Raw genomic sequence first — 23026 nt, 5'->3', positions numbered from 1 at the left:
GCAAACCCCGACAAGAGAGGATACTTAGGACTATGACTGAATCAGCCCTTTCATGTAGTCGCCGTACTTTCATCCTGGGTACGGCCACCACTTTCGCAGGCGCATTCCTCGCAGCGTGCGGTACCAGTCCCAACAATGAAGTTGCTGCCACTGAAGTCCCGGTTGGCAGTGCCGTCACTCTAGACACCGTCATCATCGCCCAACCAACCGAAGGTAACTTTGTTGCCTATTCCGCAACCTGCCCCCACGCTGGAAGTCGAATCACCAAGGTTGAAGGCGACACCGTTCGCTGCCTCAACCACAACTCCGTGTTTAAGATTTCCGATGGATCCGTCGTCTCCGGGCCAGCTGAAACGGGACTCACTTCGGCCACACTGACTCAAAATGGCGACCAGTTGAGCGCAACTACAGAATAGACATCCACCAAAAAAGCCAATGTTTCACGTGAAACATTGGCTTTTCTATTTACCAGACTCCGCGCCAGTAGGAGCGAGGGTAAGCAATCTCTTCAGTACTGAGCCCGAGTTCATGAGCAGCTTTAAGAGGCCACGATGGTTCACGCAGCGCTGCGCGACCAATGGTGATGATGTCCGCATCCCCATTGTCCAAGTGAGCCTGAGCTTGTTGCGCATCAGTAATCATTCCGACTGCGGAGGTTGGAATTCCCACCTCTTGCTTCACCTGGCGAGCGAACTCAACTTGATAGCTTGGCCCAACAGGAATGCGTGCAGCAGCGACGCCACCCGTGGAAATATCCACAGCATCCACACCGAGTTTTTTAAGGTCCGCAACGAGCCTAACGGTTTGATCGCCATCCCAGGAAGGTTCATCATCAATCCAATCGGTAGCTGAGATTCGCGCAACCAAAGGCATACCCTCCGGAATTACCTGACGTATTGCCACGGCAACTTCACGGAAGAGGCGAGTGCGGTTTTCAAAGCTGCCACCATATTCGTCGGTGCGCTTATTCGAGATGGGGCTCAGGAACTGGTGGAGTAGGTATCCGTGTGCGCCATGGATCTCGATGACATCGAAGCCGGCTTCCACTGCTCGTTGTGCTGCTGCCGCAAAATCAGCGACCACTTTCTTAATACCATCTCCATCCAACTCAGTGGGGAGGTTGAGACCTTCTTGAGCGACAGCACTGGGGGCAAAGGTTTTCCAACCACCTTCTGCCTCAGACTGAGTGCCACTAGGGAAGCCTGGTAGCCAAGGATAGGTGCTTGCTTTACGGCCAGCATGGTTAAGTTGCACACCCATTTTTCCACCTTGGGAGTGAACAAAGTTTGTAATTTTCTTCCATGCCTCAACCTGTTTCGCATTCCAGAGTCCGGTGCAGTTGGGGGAAATTCGTCCCTCCGGACTAACACCGGTTGACTCAGCAATGATCAATCCGAAGCCACCGACCGCCCGCGCTCCATAGTGAACAAAGTGCCACTCGTGTGGAACACCGTCATTCTTATCCACCTGATATTGGCACATAGGCGCGAGCCAGATGCGATTGGGAATCTCTAGAGACCTAAGAGTGATGGGGGAGATGAGTGAAGTCATGCAAACGACGATAGTCCAACACTCCTCCGGGGGCAGGAATTAGGCACAATTTCCCCCAGAGTGAGTCGAATTGAAATACACTCACACTCGATTGAATATCGCCACTGTGACGAAATTAAATAGCAAGGAGAAACCTGCATAAAAGAGAATTATTTAGAAGAATTTAGTGGGTTTACCCAATTATTAATGAATTCAATGATTTAGTAGGACAGTGACAGGGAAGTCCAATTTTTTCTTTTCTTGACAATTGAATGGTTCAAAATAGTGTGCAAACGTTTGCGATCTGCTATTTCGAATCTCTATTGCGCTAGGGAAAATGTGGCCATCCAGCGTCTAATTGAGGTATTACCTGAACACTAGCCTACATTAGGCGCTAATAACAACTGCAACATATGTCCCAAACGGGGTCAAAGCCAGGAAAAACCGGCGGGAGTCTATTCCCAAGCCACTCGATCGCCGTACACTAAAACGCATGCTTGCACGCCTAAAACGATTAGACCCCCTCATTGTCCTTATTGTGCTGGCAGTCATTATCGCAATCATTATCCCGGTCCGTGGCGTCGCTGCAGAATGGTTTGATATTGCCGTAAAGATCGCCATTGCCGTCCTCTTTTTCCTTTATGGTGCCCGTCTATCTACGCAGGAGGCACTGAATGGCCTCAAACACTGGCGTTTGCACATCACCATTTTGCTCATCACTTTTGTCATTTTTCCGATCATTGGCATCGGCCTTGAACCCCTCACCTTCTTTATCTCCGATGACATTTACAAGGGAATCCTCTTCCTAACCCTGGTTCCTTCGACCGTTCAATCCTCAGTGGCCTTTACCTCCATCGCGAAGGGCAACGTAGCAGGCGCAATCGTGGCAGCCTCCTTGTCCAATTTGGTTGGAGTGTTTATGACACCACTCCTTGTCATGCTGATCATGTCCGCTGGCGGGGGAGTGCATGTCGATCCATCCGTATTCCTCGATATCGCCATTCAACTATTATTGCCATTCATCCTCGGTCAGCTTTGTCGCCGATGGGTGAAGAATTTTGCAGCTAATAAGGCAACCAAGATTGTCGATCGTGGCTCCATTGCCATGGTTGTTTATTCCGCTTTTTCTGCAGGCGTGGTGGGAGGAATTTGGTCCACGGTTAAACCCTGGGAGGTCCTTTTCCTCATCGTTTTTGCCACGGTAATGGTAATGGTGATGTTGTGGTTCACCATGTTTATCGCCACCCGTATCGGCTTCAACCGCGCTGACTCAATTGCAGTTCAGTTCTGTGGCACCAAGAAGTCACTAGCTACCGGTCTTCCCATGGCAGCAGTTATCTTTGGCGGCGCCAATATCGGCCTTCTCATTTTGCCTTTGATGATCTTCCACCAAGTGCAGCTCATGATCTGTTCCTGGCTAGCCGCGCGATATGGCAGAGATACCGAGGCTCAAAAAGCGCAAGTCTAATCAGTCCCACAGCACTAACATTTTCGGTGTTCATTCAATGTCAAGGAATGAACACCGTTTTTATTTGCCTGAATAAATCTATATACCGCAATAGACAGCTTGGTCTATTCTTGCGGAAACTTGCCGGCTAAATGGAGGATATTGTGATCAAAATTCAAGAGCGTTTAGAACAGTTTAATGAGCAAGAATGGCTTGAGTGGCATCAAAGGAGAATTCACCAAGCTTCAAATCCGATTGGCCCATCAAAGCTTGTCGGCACCCATTGGATTAATTCCACCACGCTTTCCCATGCTCACAGTCTGCCGGATTTACCTGGGCGCTGGTATCGGCGCGGTGGAGGAGTGGTGGGGGCACACTTGCCGCCTGCGTTTACTATTACAGGAACCCTACAAATTCTTCCTGGAGAAATCGCTCAAACCAATACTCTAAACCTCACGGTGATAGAGCGCCTGGGAGAAGTAGCTTTAGAAGTTTATGATCAGCTCCCACCTGCTGAACCAAGATTTAGGTCAATTGAGACTTTCTCCACTGCTCCGGAATGGAGACTTAAAGCAAAGTTTCAGGTACACCCTGAAAGCGTTAATCTCACTGCCGCAGATGGACTTATTGTTCCCACCCCAACTGTTGGTTGGGTAGTTTTTGAGGTTCAAGGTCGCGAGTATCGACTCCGGGCATGTGGGCGCGGAGATAAGTTACGGCTTGCTTTTAGAGATAGATCTTCTAATCAGGGAGTTTTTCGATTTAGATATCTAGAGGTTGACCTGCCCGATGATAAAGGCGATACGATTATCGACTTTAATAGAGCGTTCTTACCACCTATTGCTTTTAGTGAACACTATTTGTGTGCGGAGCCCTCGATAGCCAATACCCTCGATTTAGAAGTTACGGCCGGCGAGAAGTGGGTGTTGGCATGAAAAAAGGGCAATGTTTCACGTGAAACATTGCCCAGCTGGCAGCCACAGTCCACCTGCAAGGTGGAAATCAAAGTGAGGAGGTGTCGACAAGCCTCCCACTTACCTTAGGAGGAAAGGTTGCTAAGTGCGTTCTGCGCTACTGGTGCCTCATGGCGAACAGGTGCTGCCTGCTGGAACCATTCCTGGACCTGTGGCAGTGGGTTGAAGTTCTGAACCCACTGGGAAGGCTGGAACTGCTGAGCAACTTCGGTGAAATGCTGGATCTGATCAAACATGTGGAAACTCCTGTACTAAAAATGTGGTGGTTGGGGAGGTGGTCTTACTTAGGAAGAAAGAACTACTGCAGAGAAGATCTCTGAGACACTGTCAAGAACGGTGTTGAAGATGTTGACGATGTAATCCATGTGTGGATCCTTTTCCATTGAAGCGAGAGAACCTTTTGATTCTCCAGCAGCGGTGTTTCCGTTGCTGTAATGAAGAGTCAACACCTCGAAGAAAAATTGCGCAAGCTCCTTAAGTCGTCACAGATAGAGGCATGACCAGGCAATATACAAAAATTCTGGGGTTTGCAGGAAGCTCACAGCACCATCATCTAGCTGTGAGTTTTGGTGATTTCTTTAAATACATCGACACTGCTAAAAAAGCGTGAATATGAAAATCCTGCCAGCCTTCTAGTTTTTATATCGTCCCAGCTCAGAAGCACCTGCACTCGGAGAAATGAAATCTATATTTATTTCTGGCGCAGCCCAGAAAATCGGAAAAGCAGTGGCATTAAAATTCCTCGCAGAGGGTTGGCGAGTGGACGCGCATGACATTGCACCCATCGAATATGAGCACTCCAACCTCCACAAGGGACATCTCGACATAGCCAATGCCGACGAGTGGGAGAGTGCTCTTGCTGATTTCGCAGCAGTCGCCGGTGGCACCATTGATGTGGTTGATAACAATGCGGGAATTATCATTGATGGACCTCTTGCCAAGGCGAAGGAGGGCGACGTCGAAAAGCTTATTGCAGTAAACGTCACCGGAGTGACTCTTGGTGCCCGCGCTGCACACGCTTATTTGGCGCGCACGCCGGGCGCGCACTTAGTGAATATGGCGTCCGCGTCGGCGGTGTATGGTCAGCCGAATATTGCGGTTTATTCGGCCAGCAAGTTTTATGTGGCTGGGTTGACGGAGGCCTTGGAGTTGGAGTGGCACCATGATGATATTCGTATCGTTGATTTGTGGCCACTGTGGGCAAAGACGACTTTGGCGCAGCTGAAGGCGGCTTCGACGCGTCGGCTCGGGGTGCGGATTACGCCGGAGCAAGTCGCGGAGGCCGTGTGGGGTGCCGTCAATCCGGGCAACCGCTGGGCGCGCGGCAAGGTGCACCATGGCGTATTGACGCTTGATAAGGCCTTGTATGTGGCTAAATCCTTGGCGCCTGACCGCCTGGCACGGTTGTTGATCAAGATTGTGGCTGGTTAAACATTAAAAAATGGCCTGTCCCTCAAGAGAGGAGCAGGCCGTTTTAGCTTTTTGGGCTATTTAGCGGACGTCGATGAACTTCTTGAGCACCCAGTTCTTGGATGCGATGATCACGAGGCCGATGATGATGGTGACGATACCAACGGTGATGAAGAAGGTCTTCTCAGCACCTGCATCGGTGGGGTCGTAGTAGGCGCCCAGGGTTCCGGAGAGGGAAGTACCCATGGAGACTGCCATCAGCCAGACGGCGAACATACGAGACTGGAAAGCCTCTGGTGCAACCTTGGTGGCAAGGGAGTTACCCACTGGGGAGAGCAGCAGCTCGGCGATGGTGAAGAGGAAGTAGACCCAGATGATCAGCATCATTGGGGTGGAGTTGTCGCTGCCGCCTGCATAAGGAAGGAAGAAGAAGAGGGCAACGCCGATGACGATATTTGCCACACCGAACTTCACAGCGGTGGACCACTGCTTAGCGCCAAGCTTGGTCCACAAGGTGGCAAAGATGCCGGAGAAGATGATGATGAAGATTGGGTTGAAGGAGTTGATCAATCCTGGAGGCAGGTCAATTCCGAAGAAGTTACGGTCCAGGCGGGTGTCAGAGTAGACGGCCAGAACGGTGAACTGAGTCTGGAAGATTGCGAAGAAGAGCACACCACCGATGAACATGGGGATAAAGCCCAGCAGACGAGACTTCTCAGCAGCGCTGGTGAGTGGGGAAGTATACATCTGAGCAAGCAGGCCGATGGCTGCAATCAGAGCGATAAGAGCAGTGATGTTGGAGAGCCATTCCAGCTTGATGATGCCGGTTGCCACCAAAGCGACCACGATGGCCACCACGACAATTGCTCCGATAAGCCAAGCAGCGTACTGGCTCTTTGGCAGTGGGTTTGGAACATCGTGGCCGGCTGCGCCGATGGTGCTCTTGCGCATGGCAACGTACTGGATCAGACCAAGCGCCATACCAACCGCAGCGATGCCGAAGCCCCAATGGAAGCCACCCCAGCCCCAGATTGCATTGGTGATCAGTGGTCCGAAGAGGCCACCGATGTTGACGCCCATGTAGAAGATGGAGAAGCCTGCATCTCGACGAGGGTCAGTGTGGGAGTACAGCTGGCCCAGAACCACCTGTGCCGCGGTCTTGACGCCACCGGAACCAAGACCGATGAGGACGAGGCCAATGGAGAGACCCACATAGCCCGGGATGAGGGCAAGCGCGAGGTGGCCGATCATGACGACGATGGCTGAGTAGAAGAGGGTTCGCTCAGAGCCGAAGATGCGGTCAGCCAAGAAGGAAGCCACGAGGGAAGTCATGTAGACAAATCCGCCGTAGGCGCCAACGATGGAAAGCGCTGCTGCCTGATCCATACCCAAGCCACCATCGGTGACGGAGTAGTAGAGATAGAACGCCAGAATCGACTGCATGCCGTAGAAGCTGAAACGCTCCCACATTTCCACGCCGAAGAGGTTAGCCAAGCCCCAAGGCTGGCCGAAGAACTGTCTTTCGCGGTGAGTATCGGTTGCTACGGACCCGCTATTAGGGCCGGTAGGTTCCGGTGACACACCGTCGTTGGTTGTGTCGGTATTCATCCAAATAATAATTCCGCACCTTAAAGCACAATTCCAATTCCTTACCCAGCTTGAACAGTGCTTTTCCAGCGAAAATTAATGTTAATGTTTCACGTGAAACATTCTTCAATCTTTCCCACAGGTTTCTGCCGGACTCTAGAAATTATTTAAGGGTCCGTTTTTGGGGGATGCGTTTTGGTTCCGTGTGGGAATTTTCGGCAATTTCAATGCTTGACAACCCCGGTTTGGGGTATTTTTGGGCAGTTTTAAAGATCTATTGGTGTCTTAAGTGAACTAGCTCCACGGCTGATAACTTTTAGCGGAGGCAAGGGTCGCTGTTTGACGCCACCTAACTTCCAAGGCTTTTGATGGAGTGGGGCACAAATTACACTGATTTTGATTTAAGTCTCAGATGAAATTTTCCTAGCGTCGCAATGCCAGTTCTGGTATGACACACCGGCGGCATCGAGCTTTTGAGAACCGCCTTTTCAGCCCCTAGGGGCGAAGTTAAACAAGGTTTTTTTGGAACCATGTGAGCGCCGCGCACTAGATAAAAGGAATCGTCACAAGACATATATATATGTGTAGGGCCAGCCACGTTTTCAGCAGGGGATTAAAGCGTCCATAAAGGTGCCAGCGTGACTGTAGGGACGTTTGAGATCAACGGCAAACGCGGAATAAGGGAGAGTGAACCTTTGACGGCGCAGGCGGGATTGACCTTTTTAGGCCGTGCAATCACCCACGGCCCGCAAGCGCCCGCGCCGTGCAAGCACCCACGGCCCGCAAGCACCCACGGCCCGCAAGCGCCCGCGCCGTGCAAGCGCCCACACCTAACAGCCCTTGGCGCTAACCTCTATGAAGTAGCCGAAATTTAGGGCAGCTACTCCAGCACCCAGGGCCAACTTTCACTGTGATCCAATTCACCCAAATAAAAGGTGTATTTGATATACATCTTTAAACGCAAAAACCTAGGATAGAACCATGCACTTGACCACCTTTGCTGATCTTGGACTTCGATCCATGATGATTTTGGGAGATCTGCCAGCAGGGCAGCGCCTCACAATTTCAGAATTAGCAGAGGCTACCAACTCCTCTAACAACCATCTGGCACGAGTTATCGCCAAGTTGGTAGAGATGGAATTGGTGACTTCCATTCGTGGAAGAAGCGGTGGAGTGCTACTGCCAGACTCTGCCCGTGGGGCGAGCGTGGGGCAGATTCTCCGAGAGTTGGAAGGCCCCGGTGAAGTAGTGGACTGCGAAGGAACAAAGCCTTGCCCTTTAGCAGCCTATGACTGCAAACTTCGCCACCGCCTAGCAGCCGCAAAGGAAGCGTTCTTTGCGGAATTGGATGGCGACACCATCGGAGATCTGATTCGCGTCAATCGTGTGGCAGGACAGCCTAACCCAAGGCCCAACTCTGGCCCCAACTCTGGACCCAATCCAGGGCCCAATTCTGAAGGCGCCCACGGCGCCTCCACCTCACTCGGCTTGCCGACCCTGCGAAACACTTAGCATCACTCACAGCCCATGAGTGGTGCTCATGACTGAAAGCGAAACACATGTTCACCAAACAAGCACCCGATACCGCCCACGCGAAGCTCTCTGAAGGTAATGCGGAGATCATCCGCCAGACCCTTCCCGTGATCGGTGCAAACATCAACAAGATCACTCCCGTGTTCTACCGGACGATGTTTGCCAATCACCCAGAGTTGATTTCCGATACCTTCAACCGCGGAAACCAGCGCTCCGGCGAGCAGCAGAAGGCTCTCGCTGCATCGATTGCCACCTTTGCGACAATGCTTGTTGATGAAAATGCTCCTGATTCCGTCGAAATGCTTTCTCGAATTGGCCACAAGCATGTTTCGCTCGGCATCACCGCCGATCAGTACCAGATTGTGCATGACAATCTTTTTGCCGCCATCGTCGAGGTGCTGGGGGAGGCAATTACTCCAGAGATCGCCGGCGCCTGGGATGAGGTCTACTGGCTCATGGCGAACGTCCTCATCGGTTTTGAAGAAGAGCTCTACAGCTACGCTGGGGTAGCAGCGGGCGATGTCTTTGTGAAGGCGGAGCTCAAGGAGAAGACTCCGCTCAGCCCACTTGTCACTCAATACACTTTCGCAGCCCAGGGTTTTGAAAAAGCAGTTGCCGGCCAGTACACCTCCATCGGCGTCAAGCTTCCCGACGGCGCCCGTCAGCTCCGCCAGTACTCACTCATTGAAACCGGCGAGAACTTCTTCTCCATCGCGGTTCAAAAGGATGGCGAAGTGTCCAGCTTCTTGCTAGACAATGTCACCCTCGGCGATACTGTCGACGCCACCCTCCCTGCCGGCGATCTGGTCCTTGAAGACAGCACCGCACCTCTCGTGCTGGTCAGCCAGGGCATCGGTTCCACGCCTATGACCGGCATGCTGTCCCACCTGGTTGCCACCCAGCACGAGCTTTCCCGCGAGGTTGTTGTGCTCCACGCCGACGCCACCGAGGCCGAATACGCTCAACGCGAGAACACCGAGCACCTCATCGCTGCCCTCAAGGAGGATGGCAAGGCTACTCACATCACCGCCTACCGCGACCAAAGTGCGCTGCTCAACCTTGCGCAGCTTTTCCAGGATGGCCAAATTCCCGCCAACGCGCAGTGGTACCTCTGCGGTGGCAATAGCTTCCTCCAGGACATCCGCGAACAGCTGGAAAACAATAGGGAAGAGCTCGCACCTGCAGGCGTTCACTTTGAGCTCTTCAGCCCTAATGACTGGCTGGTGAGCTAGGCCCGCAAGCCAGGCACAGCGTCCCACAAAGGCGCTTTTCGACGGATTCCTGGCGCTTATTCCGTGGCTGAGGAACCTAGTCTCGCCGATAAATAAAAAAAACTAATGCCAATGTTTCACGTGAAACATTGGCATTAGTTCTGTCTGAATTGGCTTACTTCAAAGAAGTAGGTGGAGCTTAGAGATACTAATCCAAATCCCCACGCTAAATCCCTGAACGGCAAAGCGCCCTTTCAATTACAGACGGAAAGGGCGCTTAATAAACTTATGGGCAAATTAAGCTTTGCGACGACGTACCGCAAGAATTAGAGTAGCCCCGACAAGCACCCAGCAGATGGGGACCAAAAAGGCGTTACCAATACCACCGCCACCAAAGAAAGAGATTGAACGAATTATGTGTCCCGTTGCACCAATTGACATCAATTGACCCAAGGTGGACCAGCCGCTAGGGAGCAACCATGGCCCGGTGGCCAGACCTGAAAGGGGATTGGATACGAAGATGGTCAAGAGTGCAGTTATTCCAATTCCTGGGACCCTCAAAATGACAGCAAGCCCGGCGGCCACAAATGAGGTGGCAGAAATACCCAATGAGACGGCAGCGAATTCCGCCCAGAAAATACCCGTGAGGGTGCCATAAACATTGTGCAGCAGGAATGTGACTACCAGTCCTGCCACGAGAGCAATACCTGCAAGGGCGGAAACCGTAAGTCCCTTGTGACCTTTGAGCAAAAGGGTAGCAGTGACCGCAGAAACTATTCCTCCGAAAGCAAGTGGCAGACCCAACAAAGCAATACCTGTAGCCTGCGGATCTTCGGCACTTGTGGGGGCTAGATCAACAGTGGTAATTTGCTGGCCAGCGGCCGTGAGATTGCCACCGAGCGTATTCATCATTTGGACATAGGCCGCACCATTTCCAGATGCAGTGTAGACAGTTGCACCCTCGGCGGAGACAGTCAAACCACCTACAGCCTCACGGTCATGAATAAGTTCACGCACTGCAGCATCATCATTGGCAACAATAATTTCTGGCGCATTGTCTGAATTTTCAGCCAAAGTGGACTCAATATTGTCAATGACTGCCTGCGGCGCTGAAATTGCGATGGGCACATCTTTAGGCCCGGATGCGTGTGTGGGTGCCATAAAGGCAAAAAGCATCAGCCCAATGACAACAGGCAAGAAAATAATGAGCAATGCGGTACGAACCGCAATTGAGGGCTTGTGTACAGCAGGCACAGTGGGGGAAGAGGTGGTTGCCAAAAGTTGCCTTCCGAGAATAAGTGGAACAACTTGTCCCGGTGACAAATGGAGCATAGTGTTCCATATAAACAGGTGTCAACTATTGTGGGATATAGATCAGGAGGCAACCATGAGACAAGACGCCCAAGCGAACAAGCTTGCCATCATGCGCACAGCACGAGCCATGATTTCCCGCGGCGACCAAGGGATATCAATGCGCGCCATCGCCCGCGAAGCTGAGGTGGGAATCGCCACCCTTTCACGCCATTTTCCAGATCGTGCGAGCCTCATATTTGCCATCATGGATGATGCTTTATCCGACCTTGCCAAAGTCATCGACAACCATTTGTCAGGGCTCAACAAGAACCCCAAAGAGGAGTGGCCCCTTACCGCCCACTCCATCGCCAAATTAGGCTTACCCTCACTTGCGGAAGGTCTCTTCACCCTTGTAGACATCAGTGCGGTTGATCTTGAAAATGTTCACGTCCGTGCCCGCCGTGATCGATTAGTCGAGTTATGCGAGAAGCTCCTTGAACCCGTCAAGGATGCAGCACTGGTACCGCAAGATCTTGATCCCACACAGTTTTATCTCGGGCTAGCAGCAGCCAGCAGACCACTATCACCCCTAGCGGAGATACTTGTTCCAGGCCTTCACAGGTGGACCGTAGACACCTACCTCGACGGCGTGCGCGCACAGGCCACCAAGCAGGCATCCCAGTAGCCATCCAAGCATGACTAAGCTCCAGCAACCAAGTGATATCTAAGGAAACCCAATGTGCACTTTCAGTTATCACACAGTTCATGTGAAGTTAATGGGATGATCCTAATCTAACCCTTAGCAGTCAGACAGCACATCCTTAACAATTTGTGCAAATAAACCTTTCATGCTCACCACACCACCATCGGTGCGGTGAGCTTTTGGCTTGTCTGCCCCGCAACCCTGATGCAACACCAACGCACAATAACTCCACATAGCTGAAGGAAACACCTTGAACCTACGTAGAAATGGCCTTCGTCTGGCAATTGCAGCCACGGCCACCACTACTGCTTTTGCAGTTGCCAGCACCCACGTCGTCTACGCCCAAGACGCCACAGTAGAGCAACTCAACTCCGCACTTTCAGAATTGTCAGCACTGACTTCTGCTCCACAAGACCTTGTGGTGACGGAAATTCTGCCGGATACCACCAGCTATGACAACTATGAATTCTTTGAGGTGCACAACACCAGCACCCAACCTGTCACTATCGGGGCAGGGGCATATAGCTTTGCTTATTCTTATTCTGATTCAACCGATACGGCTCAGGATAAGGCGCTTTCCCTCGGCAGTGATGTCACCGTCGCCGGCGGAGAGACCATCGTAGTCTGGATCGAATACAGCACCAGCACGGTTAATACTGCAGCACTCAGCGAGCAAGACTTCCGTGATTTTTATGGTATGGATTCCAATACACGAATCTTCCGCGCCACCGGTCAAGCTGGCCTGGCGAATGGTGGCGATCGTGGCATCCGTGTCCTCTATAACGGTGAGGTATCTAGCTGGTCGCATTACCCAACGGGAAGCGCAGCTGTGCAAAAGGGCATTGATTTCGCCCTGCCACGAGCTAATGAACAGGCAGCTGTACCAGTTCGTACTCAGGTTGCTCCCACTCCTGGCGTCGTTAGCAATGATCAGCTGCTACCAGGGGGAGTAGCGGAACCAGAAACCCCCTCAGCTCCTGCAGACCCAGTCTTTAACGGCCAGACCTCTCCAACTACCGCAGCTCCTTTGGTACTCACAGAGCTCATGGTGAACTCCACCAATATCGAAACTGCAGACGGTTTTGAATACGTGGAGATCAGCAACACCACCGCTGCACCTATCGATTTCTCCGACTACACCCTGAACTATCTTTACCCACAGGATGAGTTCACCAACACCAATGCAGCGGTATGGGCTGCCACCCCCGGCAATACAATTATTGAGCCTGGTAAATCCTTAATCTTCTGGATCAAAAGTGGTCCAAATGACGCTTTGACCGTCGCTGATTTTAATGCCGAATACGGCACCAATTTGGTTGCAGACAAGGACATTGTTGAGGTTAAATCCGGTGGCATGGCCAATGGTTCCGCACGTGGCATGCAGATCCAAACCAATACCGGGGAGATCGTCAACCGTGGCTATTACAACATGGCTGGCGCCTCAGATGTAGCTGCCAATAAAGGTTTGCAATATGCAGTTGACCCAAGCGATCTGAGCAAGCAAAAACTTCTCGGTAACGGAGCGCCGACTCCTGGCACTACCGATAAAACCCAGATTCCTCAGCCTTTGCAGCCTGCCGTGGCAGATACCAGCGCTCCCACAGTCACTGACAACACCCTCAAGAGCGTCAACCCTGCGGAGCCTTTTGTCTTTTCCTTTGCAGCCACCGATGACACCCAGGTACGAACTGTCACCTTGCACCTGAAGTCCAGCGCAGATCAAGCAGCACGCGATATCAACCTCACCGTGTCTGAAGGGCAGTACAAATGGGAACTTCCGGCAGCTGATATCACCGGAAAATCCTGGTTCGAATACAGCCTGAGCGTCTCTGATGGCACTAACACCACCAACACCGATCCTGTAAAGGTTGGCGTCGAAGGCGCAAACACCGATCCCGTGCTCCTCAATCTGGAGGACAATCAGTGGGTTAATGGCACCACCGATATCATCGGCGCCTCAGATAACTTCGGCGAAAAGGTCGAGATGCTTATCGACGCCGCCCCTGTGGCTGCCACCTCCAGCTTGTCAGCGGCCCCAACGTTTGCGATGGAAGTCACCCAGACCGACGTGTTCTTCCGCAATGGCATCCTCGCCGGTGGGGAAGAACTCCTCATTTTTGATAAGGGCACCTACGCCAACACCGAGACCATCTCCACTGCCGTCCCGCTGTATCACATCAATGCTGATGGCACCCTCACTGTAAGCGTTTACGCCGGCACCAAGGCCGCCCCTGCCATTGATCTCAATGAGAACAACGATGACTTCCAGATCCGGAACTTGCGTTTGGTTCTTCCTGATGGTCGTACCCTCACCCCAACTGGAATCGATGATTCTGAATCGTGGATCAGCATGGGTGACAGCACGGGTAAACATGACTATGTTGATGCCACCTTCCAGATTCCGGCTGATGCTTTTACCGGTGTCTCTCATGCTTGGGACACCACCAAGGTTTCTGATGGCGAACACAGCGTGCGGGTGGCCCGAACTGACGGCCAGTTTGTAGAGCGCACGGTACGTGTAGACAATACGGGCCCAATTCTTGATGTCACTGGAGTTGCAGAGGGTCAAGAACTACGTGGCACGGTGGACATTAACGCCACCGCCACCGATGCTGGCGCTGGTTTGAAGAGTATTGAAACGCTTCTCGACGGCGAACGTGTAGAACTTCCTTTCACTACTGGCTCCCTCGCCCTCGAAAAGGGACCCCACACCTTGGTTGTACGTGCCGAGGATGAGGTGGGAAACCGCAGTGAAAAAACTATCAATTTCACCACTCCAGAAGAAATCCCCATCAGTGGCGACTTTGGACCTACCAATAATCAGGTAGTTAACGCTGGCGATGTCACTCTTAATGCCCGAGCTACCGACCCTAATGGCGATGCCGTGGATATGACCTTCTTGGAAGCCGATACTCCTTCCCTAGATAGCGGACGAGTTCGGATGTCCTCAGGAACCGTTAATGATGCTGCAACGACGGACCGCTCCGAAGCCGTGAAGCTGACGCGGGAAGACGTCGAAAAGCTTGCGGGCACCGATGGCCTGGGGGCCGAGGTTGCCACCGACAATGCGCTGCCGTATCAGCTTTTTGAGGTTGATGCGAGCGACGGGCTCGCTGATGATACCCAGCTGCGCGTGAATTGGGCGGGTTCTGCTGACAGCAAGGCGCAAATTATTTTGTATGCCTTGAAGGACGGCGCATGGGTGGAATTGGATCGTCATCGGACCGGTGACACCATGGAAGATTTCACCTTGCAGGGCACTGTAAACGCTGCGGATTTTGCAGTTGATGGCACCATTACTTTGTTGGTGCAGCACTCTGAAGGATTCGCTGGTGCTGACTTGAGCACCCGCGACTCTGCCGTCGAGGAAGCAAATCCGGACGATGTTCCGCGCTCTGAATATGACTTCACCCTGGCCTGGGAATCTGATACCCAGTATTACAACGAAGAGTTCCACGAGCACCAAAAGAACATTCATGATTACGTCTTGGCGCAGCGGGAAAACAAGAACATTCAGTTCCTCTTCCACACTGGCGATGTTGTAGATGACTTCGACCAGCCGGCTCAGTGGGAAGCCGCTGATCCCCAGTACCGTCGCCTAGATGAGGCCGGAATGCCTTATTCCGTCTTGGCCGGCAACCACGATGTTGGACACCTAGAAAATGACTTCACTGAGTTCAGCCGATACTTTGGTGAACAGCGTTATGCCGATAATCCTTGGTACGGCGAGTCCTACCAGGATAACCGTGGCCATTATGACCTCTTCTCCGCTGGAGGGGTTGACTTCATTAACGTTGCCATGGGCTGGGCCCCTGACGACGACGCCATTGCGTGGATGAATGAAGTGCTGGCTAAGTATCCAGAGCGCGTTGCCATCATCAACCTTCATGAGTTCATGCTGACGACCGGCGGCCTGGGCCCAATTCCACAGCGCATTTTGGACGAGGTTGCTGCCACCAACCCCAATGTTCGCATGATCATGTCCGGCCACTACCACGATGCTTATCAGCGCACCGATTCCTTTGATGATGATGGCGATGGGGTAGCAGAGCGTACTGTCACCTCCATGCTTTTTGATTACCAGGGACTCCCTGAAGGTGGCCTTGGCTACCTCCGACTCATGCACTTTGATAACGAGGGGCAGAAGATGATGGTGCGCACCTACTCACCATCACTGCAGGACTATAACTCCGATGAAGCCTCTCTCATGGGACCTGTGGACAACCCAAATATGTACCAGGACTTTGATGTCTCCTATGAGCAATTGGGTATTAAGCCAGAGGGCCGCACTCTTAAGAGCGATTCCTTTAGTGCAGATTTCCTAACTATCAATGAGATTGGTTCTGCCTCTGATGTGCCTTCCGGAGACATTGCTTCCGTGGTTTGGAAAGATGTCGCAGAAGGTCGCCACAGTTGGTATGTGCGTACCGAGGACCCTTATGGCGGTGTCGAGGTATCGGCCGTGCAATCATTCATTGCAGGTGAAGAAGCACTTGGAAATGATGGCGCAAGTGGCAGCTCTTCCGGTAATAATTCCGGGTTCTGGGCCACACTCGGTGGATTCTTTGCTGGCGCAGCTGCCCTGGCAGGTGCCGCAATCGCTTTTGTTCCAGGTATCTGGGACTACGTAATGAATGCACTTAAGCGTTAAGTAGTAAAGCAAAACTCCCGTGACTGAGGTTTTTAGACCTCAGCCACGGGAGTTTTTTCGATGTTTCACGTGAAACATTTCAAAATAGATTCCTTCCTCAGCAAATTATTCCCTCTCTACAACCCCTTAATATCTGCGCCCATATCCACACAGAGCAAAAGTCCAGTGGCTTGCGAACCCCATCCACAAACTGGTTGTTCGCGGCACCCAACTAGAGATGATCACGACGGCTGGGGTATGACGATGCGCCACTAGTCGGAACTCATGAGTTCTGCCCTACGCTCTGAGAAGAAGTGGCATTAGCGTTACGGAAGTCTTGCCACTCGACAGCAGAGCGGTGTGCTGGCAGGCCGAGGTTTTCGCGCAGGGTGGTACCAGGGTAGGAGTCACGGTAAACGCCGCGGTCTTGCAGCTCCGGGACAACAAGATCAACAAAATCATCCAAGCCACTAGGAACTGCCAAAATAAGGCCATCAGTCGCGCGTTCCTGGACGTGGTTATTAATTTGATCAGCCACTTGCCCGGGAGTGCCCACAAAGTCGACGTGGGTCTTTAAAGCTATGACCAGCTCTCGGATAGAGAGGTTTTATGCCTCCGCACGTTGCCTCCATAGTCTTGCAATTTTCTGATTATCCTTAGGCCCGCCCCTCTTCCCTTGAGAAATAGAGGTTGCTCCCACTTCGGGCTCAATTGCTGGAAGTGGGCCATCTGGATCATAAGAAGTAAGGTCACGGCCCCATACCTGCTCCAAGAAAACAATCGCTCGTGGACCAGTAATCTGTTTGCGGCGGATTTCCCATGCTCGCTCTTGAGCATCCGCCTCGGAAGAACCAAGCACCACGGTCGCACCTGTAAAGATCTTCAGATCATCTTCACCACGGCCATAACGGCCAAGACGTGACTTCACATCTTTATAAAAATCCTTGCGCTTTTCAAATCCCGAATGCAGTGCGAAAATCACGTCTGCAGAACCAACGGCAAACTCGCGACCAGCATCAGAATCACCAGCCTGCAATACGACTGGATGCTCCTGTGGAAGATTGCCATTGGGGAAGGTGGTGCTGATATCAAAGAACTTGGAAGCGTGCTCCACCACTTCTCGTGGCTGCGTATCCCAAAGCTCGCGGGTCACCTGAGTAAAGTCCACCGCACGGTTGTAACGATCGACGTACTCCAGGAAACCACCGCGCCTAAAATTCTCACCGGTAAAGGCATCATTAGTGGTCACCACATTCCAGGCTGCGCGACCCTGGGAAAGATGGTCCAAAGTGCCAAGTGCGCGGGCCAATTCAAAAGGCTCGTTATAGGTGGAGCTCAAGGTACCGGCCAAGCCAAGATTTTTGGTCACACCAGCCAGGGCAGCCAACGCCGAAAGAGTATTGGGGCGGCCAACTATATCAAGGTCAAAGATTTCACCCTTGAGCTCACTTAGGCGCAAACCCTCACCAAGGAAGAAGAAATCAAAAAGACCACGTTCAGCAGTGCGCGCAACTTGTTCAAAGGTGGAAAAATCAATTCGGCTCTTAGCATCTGGAAGTGACCAGATAGTGGTGTGATTAACGGCGGGGAAAATAGTAGCTAAATGAACCTGCCGGGAGTTTTGGCTCATTTTGTTTCCTTCGCATCAACCAGCAGGCTCAAACGGGAATCCGCACCGAGGCTAACACCTTCAATGTCATCAGCCACGCCGATGACGGTGGTCAGCTCATGAACCGGAACAAATTCATAGCGAGCAACAATATCGTGCTGAATCTTTTCCAATGCTGCGCTACGTGCTGCAGGATCACCAATGGATTGCTGTGCGCCGAGTTCTGCTTGCAATTCGGGATCTGCGATTGGGAAATTGGTGGTAGATCCTACGTCACCAAACGTGGAGCGAAGCACGTCTGCATCCACCTTGGAGGAATTCGCCCATGCTAGGTCATAGTCGCCAGCTGTAATGGTGGAGAGGAACTCTGGAACCGTGCCGGTAACTTGAGTGCTGGCGATGCCCACTGCACGCAGCTGCTCCTGAATCAAAGCAATACTATCTGCGTTGGCGCCAAAGTTATTGATATAGGTAATACGCAGGTTGAGGGTTTGACCATCCTTGGTGCGGGTACCGTCTGGGCCGACCACCCAACCAGCCTCGTCGAGAAGCTTCTTGGCAGCTTCTGGATCATTAGTCTTAATCGCGTCCGAAACATCGGCATAGTCTTTGGTGGTGGAGGAAAGGGGACTGGTGGCCACCTTAAATTGATCGCTCAAGGCACCATCGCGGACCTCTTGTGGATCCACCGCCAGGGAGACAGCCTCGCGGACTTTCTCATCCTGAAGAGCCGACTTTTTGTAATTAAAATAAAGGCCAAAAATGGTGCCCGGGTTTGCGCGGGACACAATGGAGTTGCTTGCCTCCACCGAGGCAATGTCATTGGGGGCAATGCCACCAGCCACATCAATCTGGCCGCTGCTCAGGCCGCCAGTGCGGTTGCCGGCTTCTGGAATGATCTTAAATTCGACGGAATCCAGATAAGCATCGCCACGGTTTTCAAAGTCTGCCGGAGCCCACTTATAGCCTTCACGCTTTTTCAAAGTGACTTGGGAATCCTTGGTATAGCTTTCCAAAGTAAAAGGTCCAGAGCCGGCTACACCCTTACCGAGGGCACGGTCTGCAAAAGGAATCTTGAGGGAAGCATCAGAGACGATGCCAAAAGGCACGCCTGCGAGTGCCGAAAGAAAAGCTGCATTGGGGGCAGAGAGCTTAATGATGACGGTGTGATCATCAACTACCTGTGATGATTCATAAGTGCGAATATCTGAGGCTCCAGAGCTATTGGCACCGGCAGCCTTGATGTCATCAAAGTTGGCGGCCACGGTTTGAGCAGTAAGCGCAGATCCATCAGAGAATGTGACATCATCACGCAGGTGGAAGGTGAACTGGGTAGCGTCCGCATTCACCTCCCACGACTTTGCCAACCAGGGCTCAAGCTCTGCAGTGTCGGGATTCGAATACACCAGGGAATCAAAGATCTGGCGGGTGACATATAACGTGTCATTGCCATTGCCAATACCTGAGGGATTAAACACCAAAGGGTCATTGCCAATCGCGAAAGTGAGGGTACCTCCACTAGAACTATTGGCGGATGATGAAGTACTGGAAGTATCAGAAGATGCGGAAGAGCATCCGCTCAAGGTCAGTGCTGCAACGAGTACGGAGGTGGCCAGGATGGAAATGCGCTTGGAATTCTTCATGAGCTGCTTTCTAAATAGTTTCTAAAAGGTAAGTACAAACAAATGGAGTAGTGGGCTATCTAGCCCAGCAATTCCTTGGAGTTGTCATGCGGGGGAAGATCAGATGGGGAAGCAGCGTCAGGATTCCAACCAAATGCTGGCAAGACGAGCTCTGCAATATCTCGAATGATCTGGATGTATTCCTCGCGATCAAAGGCATAAGGCAATCCCACGCGTAATTCGGTGCGTCCATCAAAGACAGAATCGTTTTTCAGCTGTTCGATAATCTCATCGGAACTACCAATCAGATCTGGTTGAATGAGGCTTCGGCGCTCGCCATGTCTATGCGCAGTGCGGGCAGATCGGGCTGCTGCAAACTCTTGGTAGTGCTTGGTCTGTTCAGCACTGGCGGAGTCCAAAGGCAGAATGACTCTTTCTACCGCGACTCGTGGCGCATTCTCACCCTTGAATTCTTGATAGTAGAGATCAAGACGGGCTCGCTGTGCTTCCTCAAAGCTCAGATCGTCTACTGCATTGGTGATGTTGCCAAGGTAAATAGACAAACCGTGTTGTGCTGCCCAAGTGGTAGAGCGATCAGAACCTGCACCCAACCAAACATTGTTAATGAGGTCTGGAATATGCGGGTTGATGGAGGGAGTGTGCACAGTGCCATAAGGAGTGGGGATGAGCTCATCCGAGAGCGGATTGCCCCGCAGTGCCTCCAAGAATCTTTTGATGAGGCCATAGCTATCAGTTAAAGGGGAGACATCGGTGCGATTGAGGGGAGCAAGTAGTTCCTGATGTGGTACTGAAGTACTAATTCCCACTGCCAAACGGCCCTGACTCAACGCGGCCACGGTGGAGAAATCCTCTGCCAGGCGGAAGGGGTTTTCATATCCGAGTGGAACAACATTGGTTTCTAAGTTAATTTTTGTGGTGCGCTGGGTGGCGGCTGCGAGGAAGGTTAGTGCTGAAGATGATCCCCATTCCAAATGGCGCTGGCGAATGCCGGCGGTTTGATAGCCGATCTCCTCAGCAATGCGATAAAGATCGAGGGTGTCATTAAGTCCTTGATATGGGTTATTTGCAGGGTAACTACCGGGAGAGTTAATTCCAGCGCGGGAGATTCCAGTCATTGTTCTAAGCTCAATCCATCCTATGGTTTTCCGTTAACAGGAATAACAATAGACAGATCGGTCTTAAACCTCACACAATTAGAATCGCCCTGGAAGAAAGTATATAAAATACCCTATTTCTGCTGATAAATCCATATTTTCTGGCAAGCAACACCAGGGTCAAAGTAAACCCAATCTCACCATATAAATCACCCAAAGAAAAGAAAGCAGCAAAATAGCCACTCAGAAATAGACTAATTTGTCTATTAAGTATAGAAAGACCAGTCGAGTCAGGACCCACAAGATCCCACAAGAACCCACCACATCCACACAATAAAAACTCCCGCCACCCCTGCCATTAAAAGCAGAAGCAACGGGAGTCTTCACAGACAAAACCACCACCATATTTTTGCAATGTTTCACGTGAAACATTGCAAAATCCTAGTCCGGATTACGACTATAAAAAGCCAACTCTGACTTCTCGTTAAAATTTCCCGATAAACCGAGCAACCTTCTCGCCAATTGGTCAGCCCGCCTAAAGCCTGGAGCATTAGTACCCGGCCTACTAAAAGGCGCTTCACTGCCACCACCAGAGGCAAAAGGCCCCAACAAATAACGAGAAGGATGACTCTCACCCTCAGCATTAACAGCCCGACCTAAGGCATCCACCAAGAACTTGCCCGCCCCGGCAGAGGATTCCGAATCCACGGCGAGTTCACCAGCAGCAAGTAGGCGCTGCAACAACTCATCATCTGCTGCCGCGGCAGAATCGGAAGCAAGGTAGGCGTCGATAAGCCCAGTCGCCCTCACAACAGCGTCGGTAGCAAGGGAGCTGGCAACAAAGTCGCCATCTTCCACACTCACCTGAATATCCGGACCAATAAAGTGCACAATGCCCGCACAATACAAGGCCAAGAGCTGGTCCAAACGGCAGGAAGGTGGACCGCTGGCAAAATAGGAGAAGAGGCTGTGTAGCTTCTTATCAATATTTTCCCGCAGATCAGTGGCACTAAAACGCCCTGCCTGACCCAACTCATGTATACGGAAGTAGAACTTCAACAAGACCACAAACACGGCTTGATCCATGGAAAAGTTCGGGTCAGAGGCTCGCGCAGTGCGGCTTGCAATATAGTCTGCGATGATTTCTTCCAGCTCCGCTTGTGAAGCGGCGTGTACATCCTGCAGTGGGTAATTGGCTTTATCAAAATCAAAGCGATCAGCTGGGTTCGGCACCGCCGCTTCCACAAAAGCCCCGACAGAATTCGCTACAGAATCCGCAGTTTCACCACCAAGCTCCACCGGCAACAAGCGCTGCAATTGGGCGGAGAACTCTTCCCAACTAACAGTTACCCGTTCAGGATAAAAGCGGAAGAGGTGCTCATAGTGCGCATTGGTCAGATTCCACTTCAACAGGGGCGCAATATGCGTCTTATAGTCCAGTGTGAAATCACCAAAGGCTGCAAGGGATTCATCGTCGACAAAGCGGGGGACAACCTCACCCAGGGGAGCTGAATAGTTCAGCTTCGGCAGATAGGGCACACCCCGGCGCGAACCCACCCACAGTTCTGGTTCATTGCCACTGGGCAGATATTCCAGCTGGCCGTCGATGGTCACATACTGACCACCGCGGCCCTCTGCAAGCAAAATCATGGCGTCCACAAAAGCCAGTCCAAAGCCACGCACAATCACTGGCTCACCTGGCTTAAATACGGAAATATCAAGATCCGCAGTAAAACCAGCAGGCACGTAGGTGAGGCCCTCAGCCGAAGCGATAGTGGACAAGGCTGAAGATTGTGCAGATTTCTGCAGATCAAAGTGCCCCTGGCACAGCACCACTTCATCAGCATTGAGCACCACACCGCTTTCCAAGCGGATTAGCTGCTCGGAGCCGATATCAATTAGTTCAACCGCAAGTTCGCGGTGCACAGTCACTGTAATGGGCTTGGGCAGGTGTTCTAAACGCTGTACCGCCTCGGCAAAAGCCCATCCCAAATACAGTGATTGCAAACGCCTGGAGGCAAAGCTGGTGCCGGAAAATCCTTCCAGCTCGGCTTCCAAACCAGCCGCGATTACCTGATCACGGCCAATGCCAAGCACCCATTCATCCAAGCGAGGCCCATCAATTACTGGCCCATCCATGGAAACGGACTCATCAGCAAAAATGGTGACATCCTGTGCCATGGAGTTCATCCACAGCAAACCAGATTGCTCTGAGCGCCAAATCCTGCCACCACCGGCGGGGTAGGGATCAATAACGTGGATAGCGGAAACCAAACTACTACCAAAACCTGCATTAGCAGCAAGCCGCAGCAAGATTCCCGTGGTACGTGGGCCTCCGCCCACAAAGACGAGGGTGCTCATG

15 protein-coding genes and 1 pseudogene are annotated in these 23026 nt (G+C 52.0%); 8 read left to right on the top strand and 8 right to left on the bottom strand.

Annotation, left to right across the window (positions count from 1 at the left end; all coding sequences use genetic code 11):
• The first annotated feature begins 32 nt into the window (after positions 1–32).
• Positions 33–416 (top strand): Rieske (2Fe-2S) protein, encoded by a 384-nt coding sequence (locus SFC07_RS06540; protein WP_411207420.1) that lies wholly within the window; start codon positions 33–35, stop codon positions 414–416.
• A 49-nt stretch (positions 417–465) separates the two neighbouring features.
• Here SFC07_RS06540 and SFC07_RS06535 read toward each other — a convergent pair whose 3' ends face one another.
• Complete coding sequence (locus SFC07_RS06535; RefSeq protein WP_411207419.1) at positions 466–1551, bottom strand: NADH:flavin oxidoreductase/NADH oxidase; 1086 nt, start codon at positions 1549–1551, stop codon at positions 466–468.
• Between the two features lie 472 nt (positions 1552–2023).
• Between SFC07_RS06535 and SFC07_RS06530 the strand changes: the two genes are divergently transcribed.
• Both SFC07_RS06530 and SFC07_RS06525 read left to right on the top strand, forming a co-directional pair.
• The gene (locus SFC07_RS06530; RefSeq protein WP_411207418.1) at positions 2024–2998 is read left to right on the top strand and encodes a bile acid:sodium symporter family protein; all 975 of its coding nucleotides are present in this window, start codon (positions 2024–2026) and stop codon (positions 2996–2998) included.
• Between the two features lie 143 nt (positions 2999–3141).
• Complete coding sequence (locus SFC07_RS06525) at positions 3142–3912, top strand: DUF1684 domain-containing protein (RefSeq protein WP_411207417.1); 771 nt, start codon at positions 3142–3144, stop codon at positions 3910–3912.
• 104 nt (positions 3913–4016) lie between these two features.
• Here SFC07_RS06525 and SFC07_RS06520 read toward each other — a convergent pair whose 3' ends face one another.
• Positions 4017–4187: a hypothetical protein gene (locus SFC07_RS06520; RefSeq protein ID WP_411207416.1), complete on the bottom strand. Its 171-nt coding sequence runs from the start codon at positions 4185–4187 to the stop codon at positions 4017–4019.
• 442 nt (positions 4188–4629) lie between these two features.
• On the opposite strand from SFC07_RS06520, the gene SFC07_RS06515 reads away from it, so the two are divergent.
• Positions 4630–5382 carry an SDR family oxidoreductase gene (locus SFC07_RS06515; RefSeq protein WP_411207415.1) on the top strand — a complete coding sequence of 251 codons (753 nt, stop codon included), beginning with the start codon at positions 4630–4632 and terminating at the stop codon, positions 5380–5382.
• Positions 5383–5442: 60 nt separating this feature from the next.
• On the opposite strand, the gene SFC07_RS06510 is transcribed toward SFC07_RS06515, so the two are convergent.
• Positions 5443–6969 (bottom strand): peptide MFS transporter, encoded by a 1527-nt coding sequence (locus tag SFC07_RS06510; RefSeq protein WP_411207414.1) that lies wholly within the window; start codon positions 6967–6969, stop codon positions 5443–5445.
• A 960-nt stretch (positions 6970–7929) separates the two neighbouring features.
• On the opposite strand from SFC07_RS06510, the gene SFC07_RS06505 reads away from it, so the two are divergent.
• Positions 7930–8460, top strand: coding sequence for an RrF2 family transcriptional regulator (locus tag SFC07_RS06505; RefSeq protein ID WP_411207413.1), 531 nt, complete (start codon positions 7930–7932; stop codon positions 8458–8460).
• A gap of 47 nt (positions 8461–8507) precedes the next feature.
• On the top strand, positions 8508–9713 hold the full coding sequence (locus SFC07_RS06500; protein WP_411207412.1) for a globin domain-containing protein: 1206 nt from the start codon (positions 8508–8510) through the stop codon (positions 9711–9713).
• Between the two features lie 276 nt (positions 9714–9989).
• Here the strand turns inward: SFC07_RS06500 and SFC07_RS06495 are convergent, their stop codons facing one another.
• On the bottom strand, positions 9990–10970 hold the full coding sequence (locus SFC07_RS06495; RefSeq protein WP_411207411.1) for an ABC transporter permease: 981 nt from the start codon (positions 10968–10970) through the stop codon (positions 9990–9992).
• A gap of 109 nt (positions 10971–11079) precedes the next feature.
• Here SFC07_RS06495 and SFC07_RS06490 point away from each other — a divergent pair, with 109 nt between their 5' ends.
• Together SFC07_RS06490 and SFC07_RS06485 are read left to right on the top strand one after the other, a co-directional pair.
• Positions 11080–11670 carry a TetR/AcrR family transcriptional regulator gene (locus tag SFC07_RS06490; protein ID WP_411207410.1) on the top strand — a complete coding sequence of 197 codons (591 nt, stop codon included), beginning with the start codon at positions 11080–11082 and terminating at the stop codon, positions 11668–11670.
• 268 nt (positions 11671–11938) lie between these two features.
• Positions 11939–16339: a metallophosphoesterase gene (locus SFC07_RS06485; protein WP_411207409.1), complete on the top strand. Its 4401-nt coding sequence runs from the start codon at positions 11939–11941 to the stop codon at positions 16337–16339.
• Between the two features lie 262 nt (positions 16340–16601).
• Here the strand turns inward: SFC07_RS06485 and SFC07_RS06480 are convergent.
• From SFC07_RS06480 to SFC07_RS06465, 4 genes and pseudogenes are all read right to left on the bottom strand, one after another.
• Positions 16602–17948, bottom strand: a pseudogene (locus SFC07_RS06480) (LLM class flavin-dependent oxidoreductase).
• Positions 17945–19570 carry an ABC transporter substrate-binding protein gene (locus SFC07_RS06475; RefSeq protein ID WP_411207408.1) on the bottom strand — a complete coding sequence of 542 codons (1626 nt, stop codon included), beginning with the start codon at positions 19568–19570 and terminating at the stop codon, positions 17945–17947. The pseudogene SFC07_RS06480 and the gene SFC07_RS06475 overlap by 4 nt, the downstream one beginning before the upstream one ends.
• 59 nt (positions 19571–19629) lie before the next feature.
• A complete protein-coding gene (locus SFC07_RS06470; protein WP_411207407.1) occupies positions 19630–20685 on the bottom strand; it encodes an LLM class flavin-dependent oxidoreductase in 1056 nt (351 codons plus the stop codon).
• Between the two features lie 420 nt (positions 20686–21105).
• Positions 21106–23025: an FAD/NAD(P)-binding protein gene (locus SFC07_RS06465; RefSeq protein ID WP_411207406.1), complete on the bottom strand. Its 1920-nt coding sequence runs from the start codon at positions 23023–23025 to the stop codon at positions 21106–21108.
• Between the last annotated feature and the right edge of the window lies 1 nt (position 23026).

Origin of the sequence: Corynebacterium callunae, assembly GCF_046592015.1 — a bacterium.
Classification (GTDB): domain Bacteria; phylum Actinomycetota; class Actinomycetes; order Mycobacteriales; family Mycobacteriaceae; genus Corynebacterium; species Corynebacterium callunae_A.
Note: the sequence above shows the minus strand (reverse complement) of the source record. Positions and strands in the feature narration are given on the sequence as shown.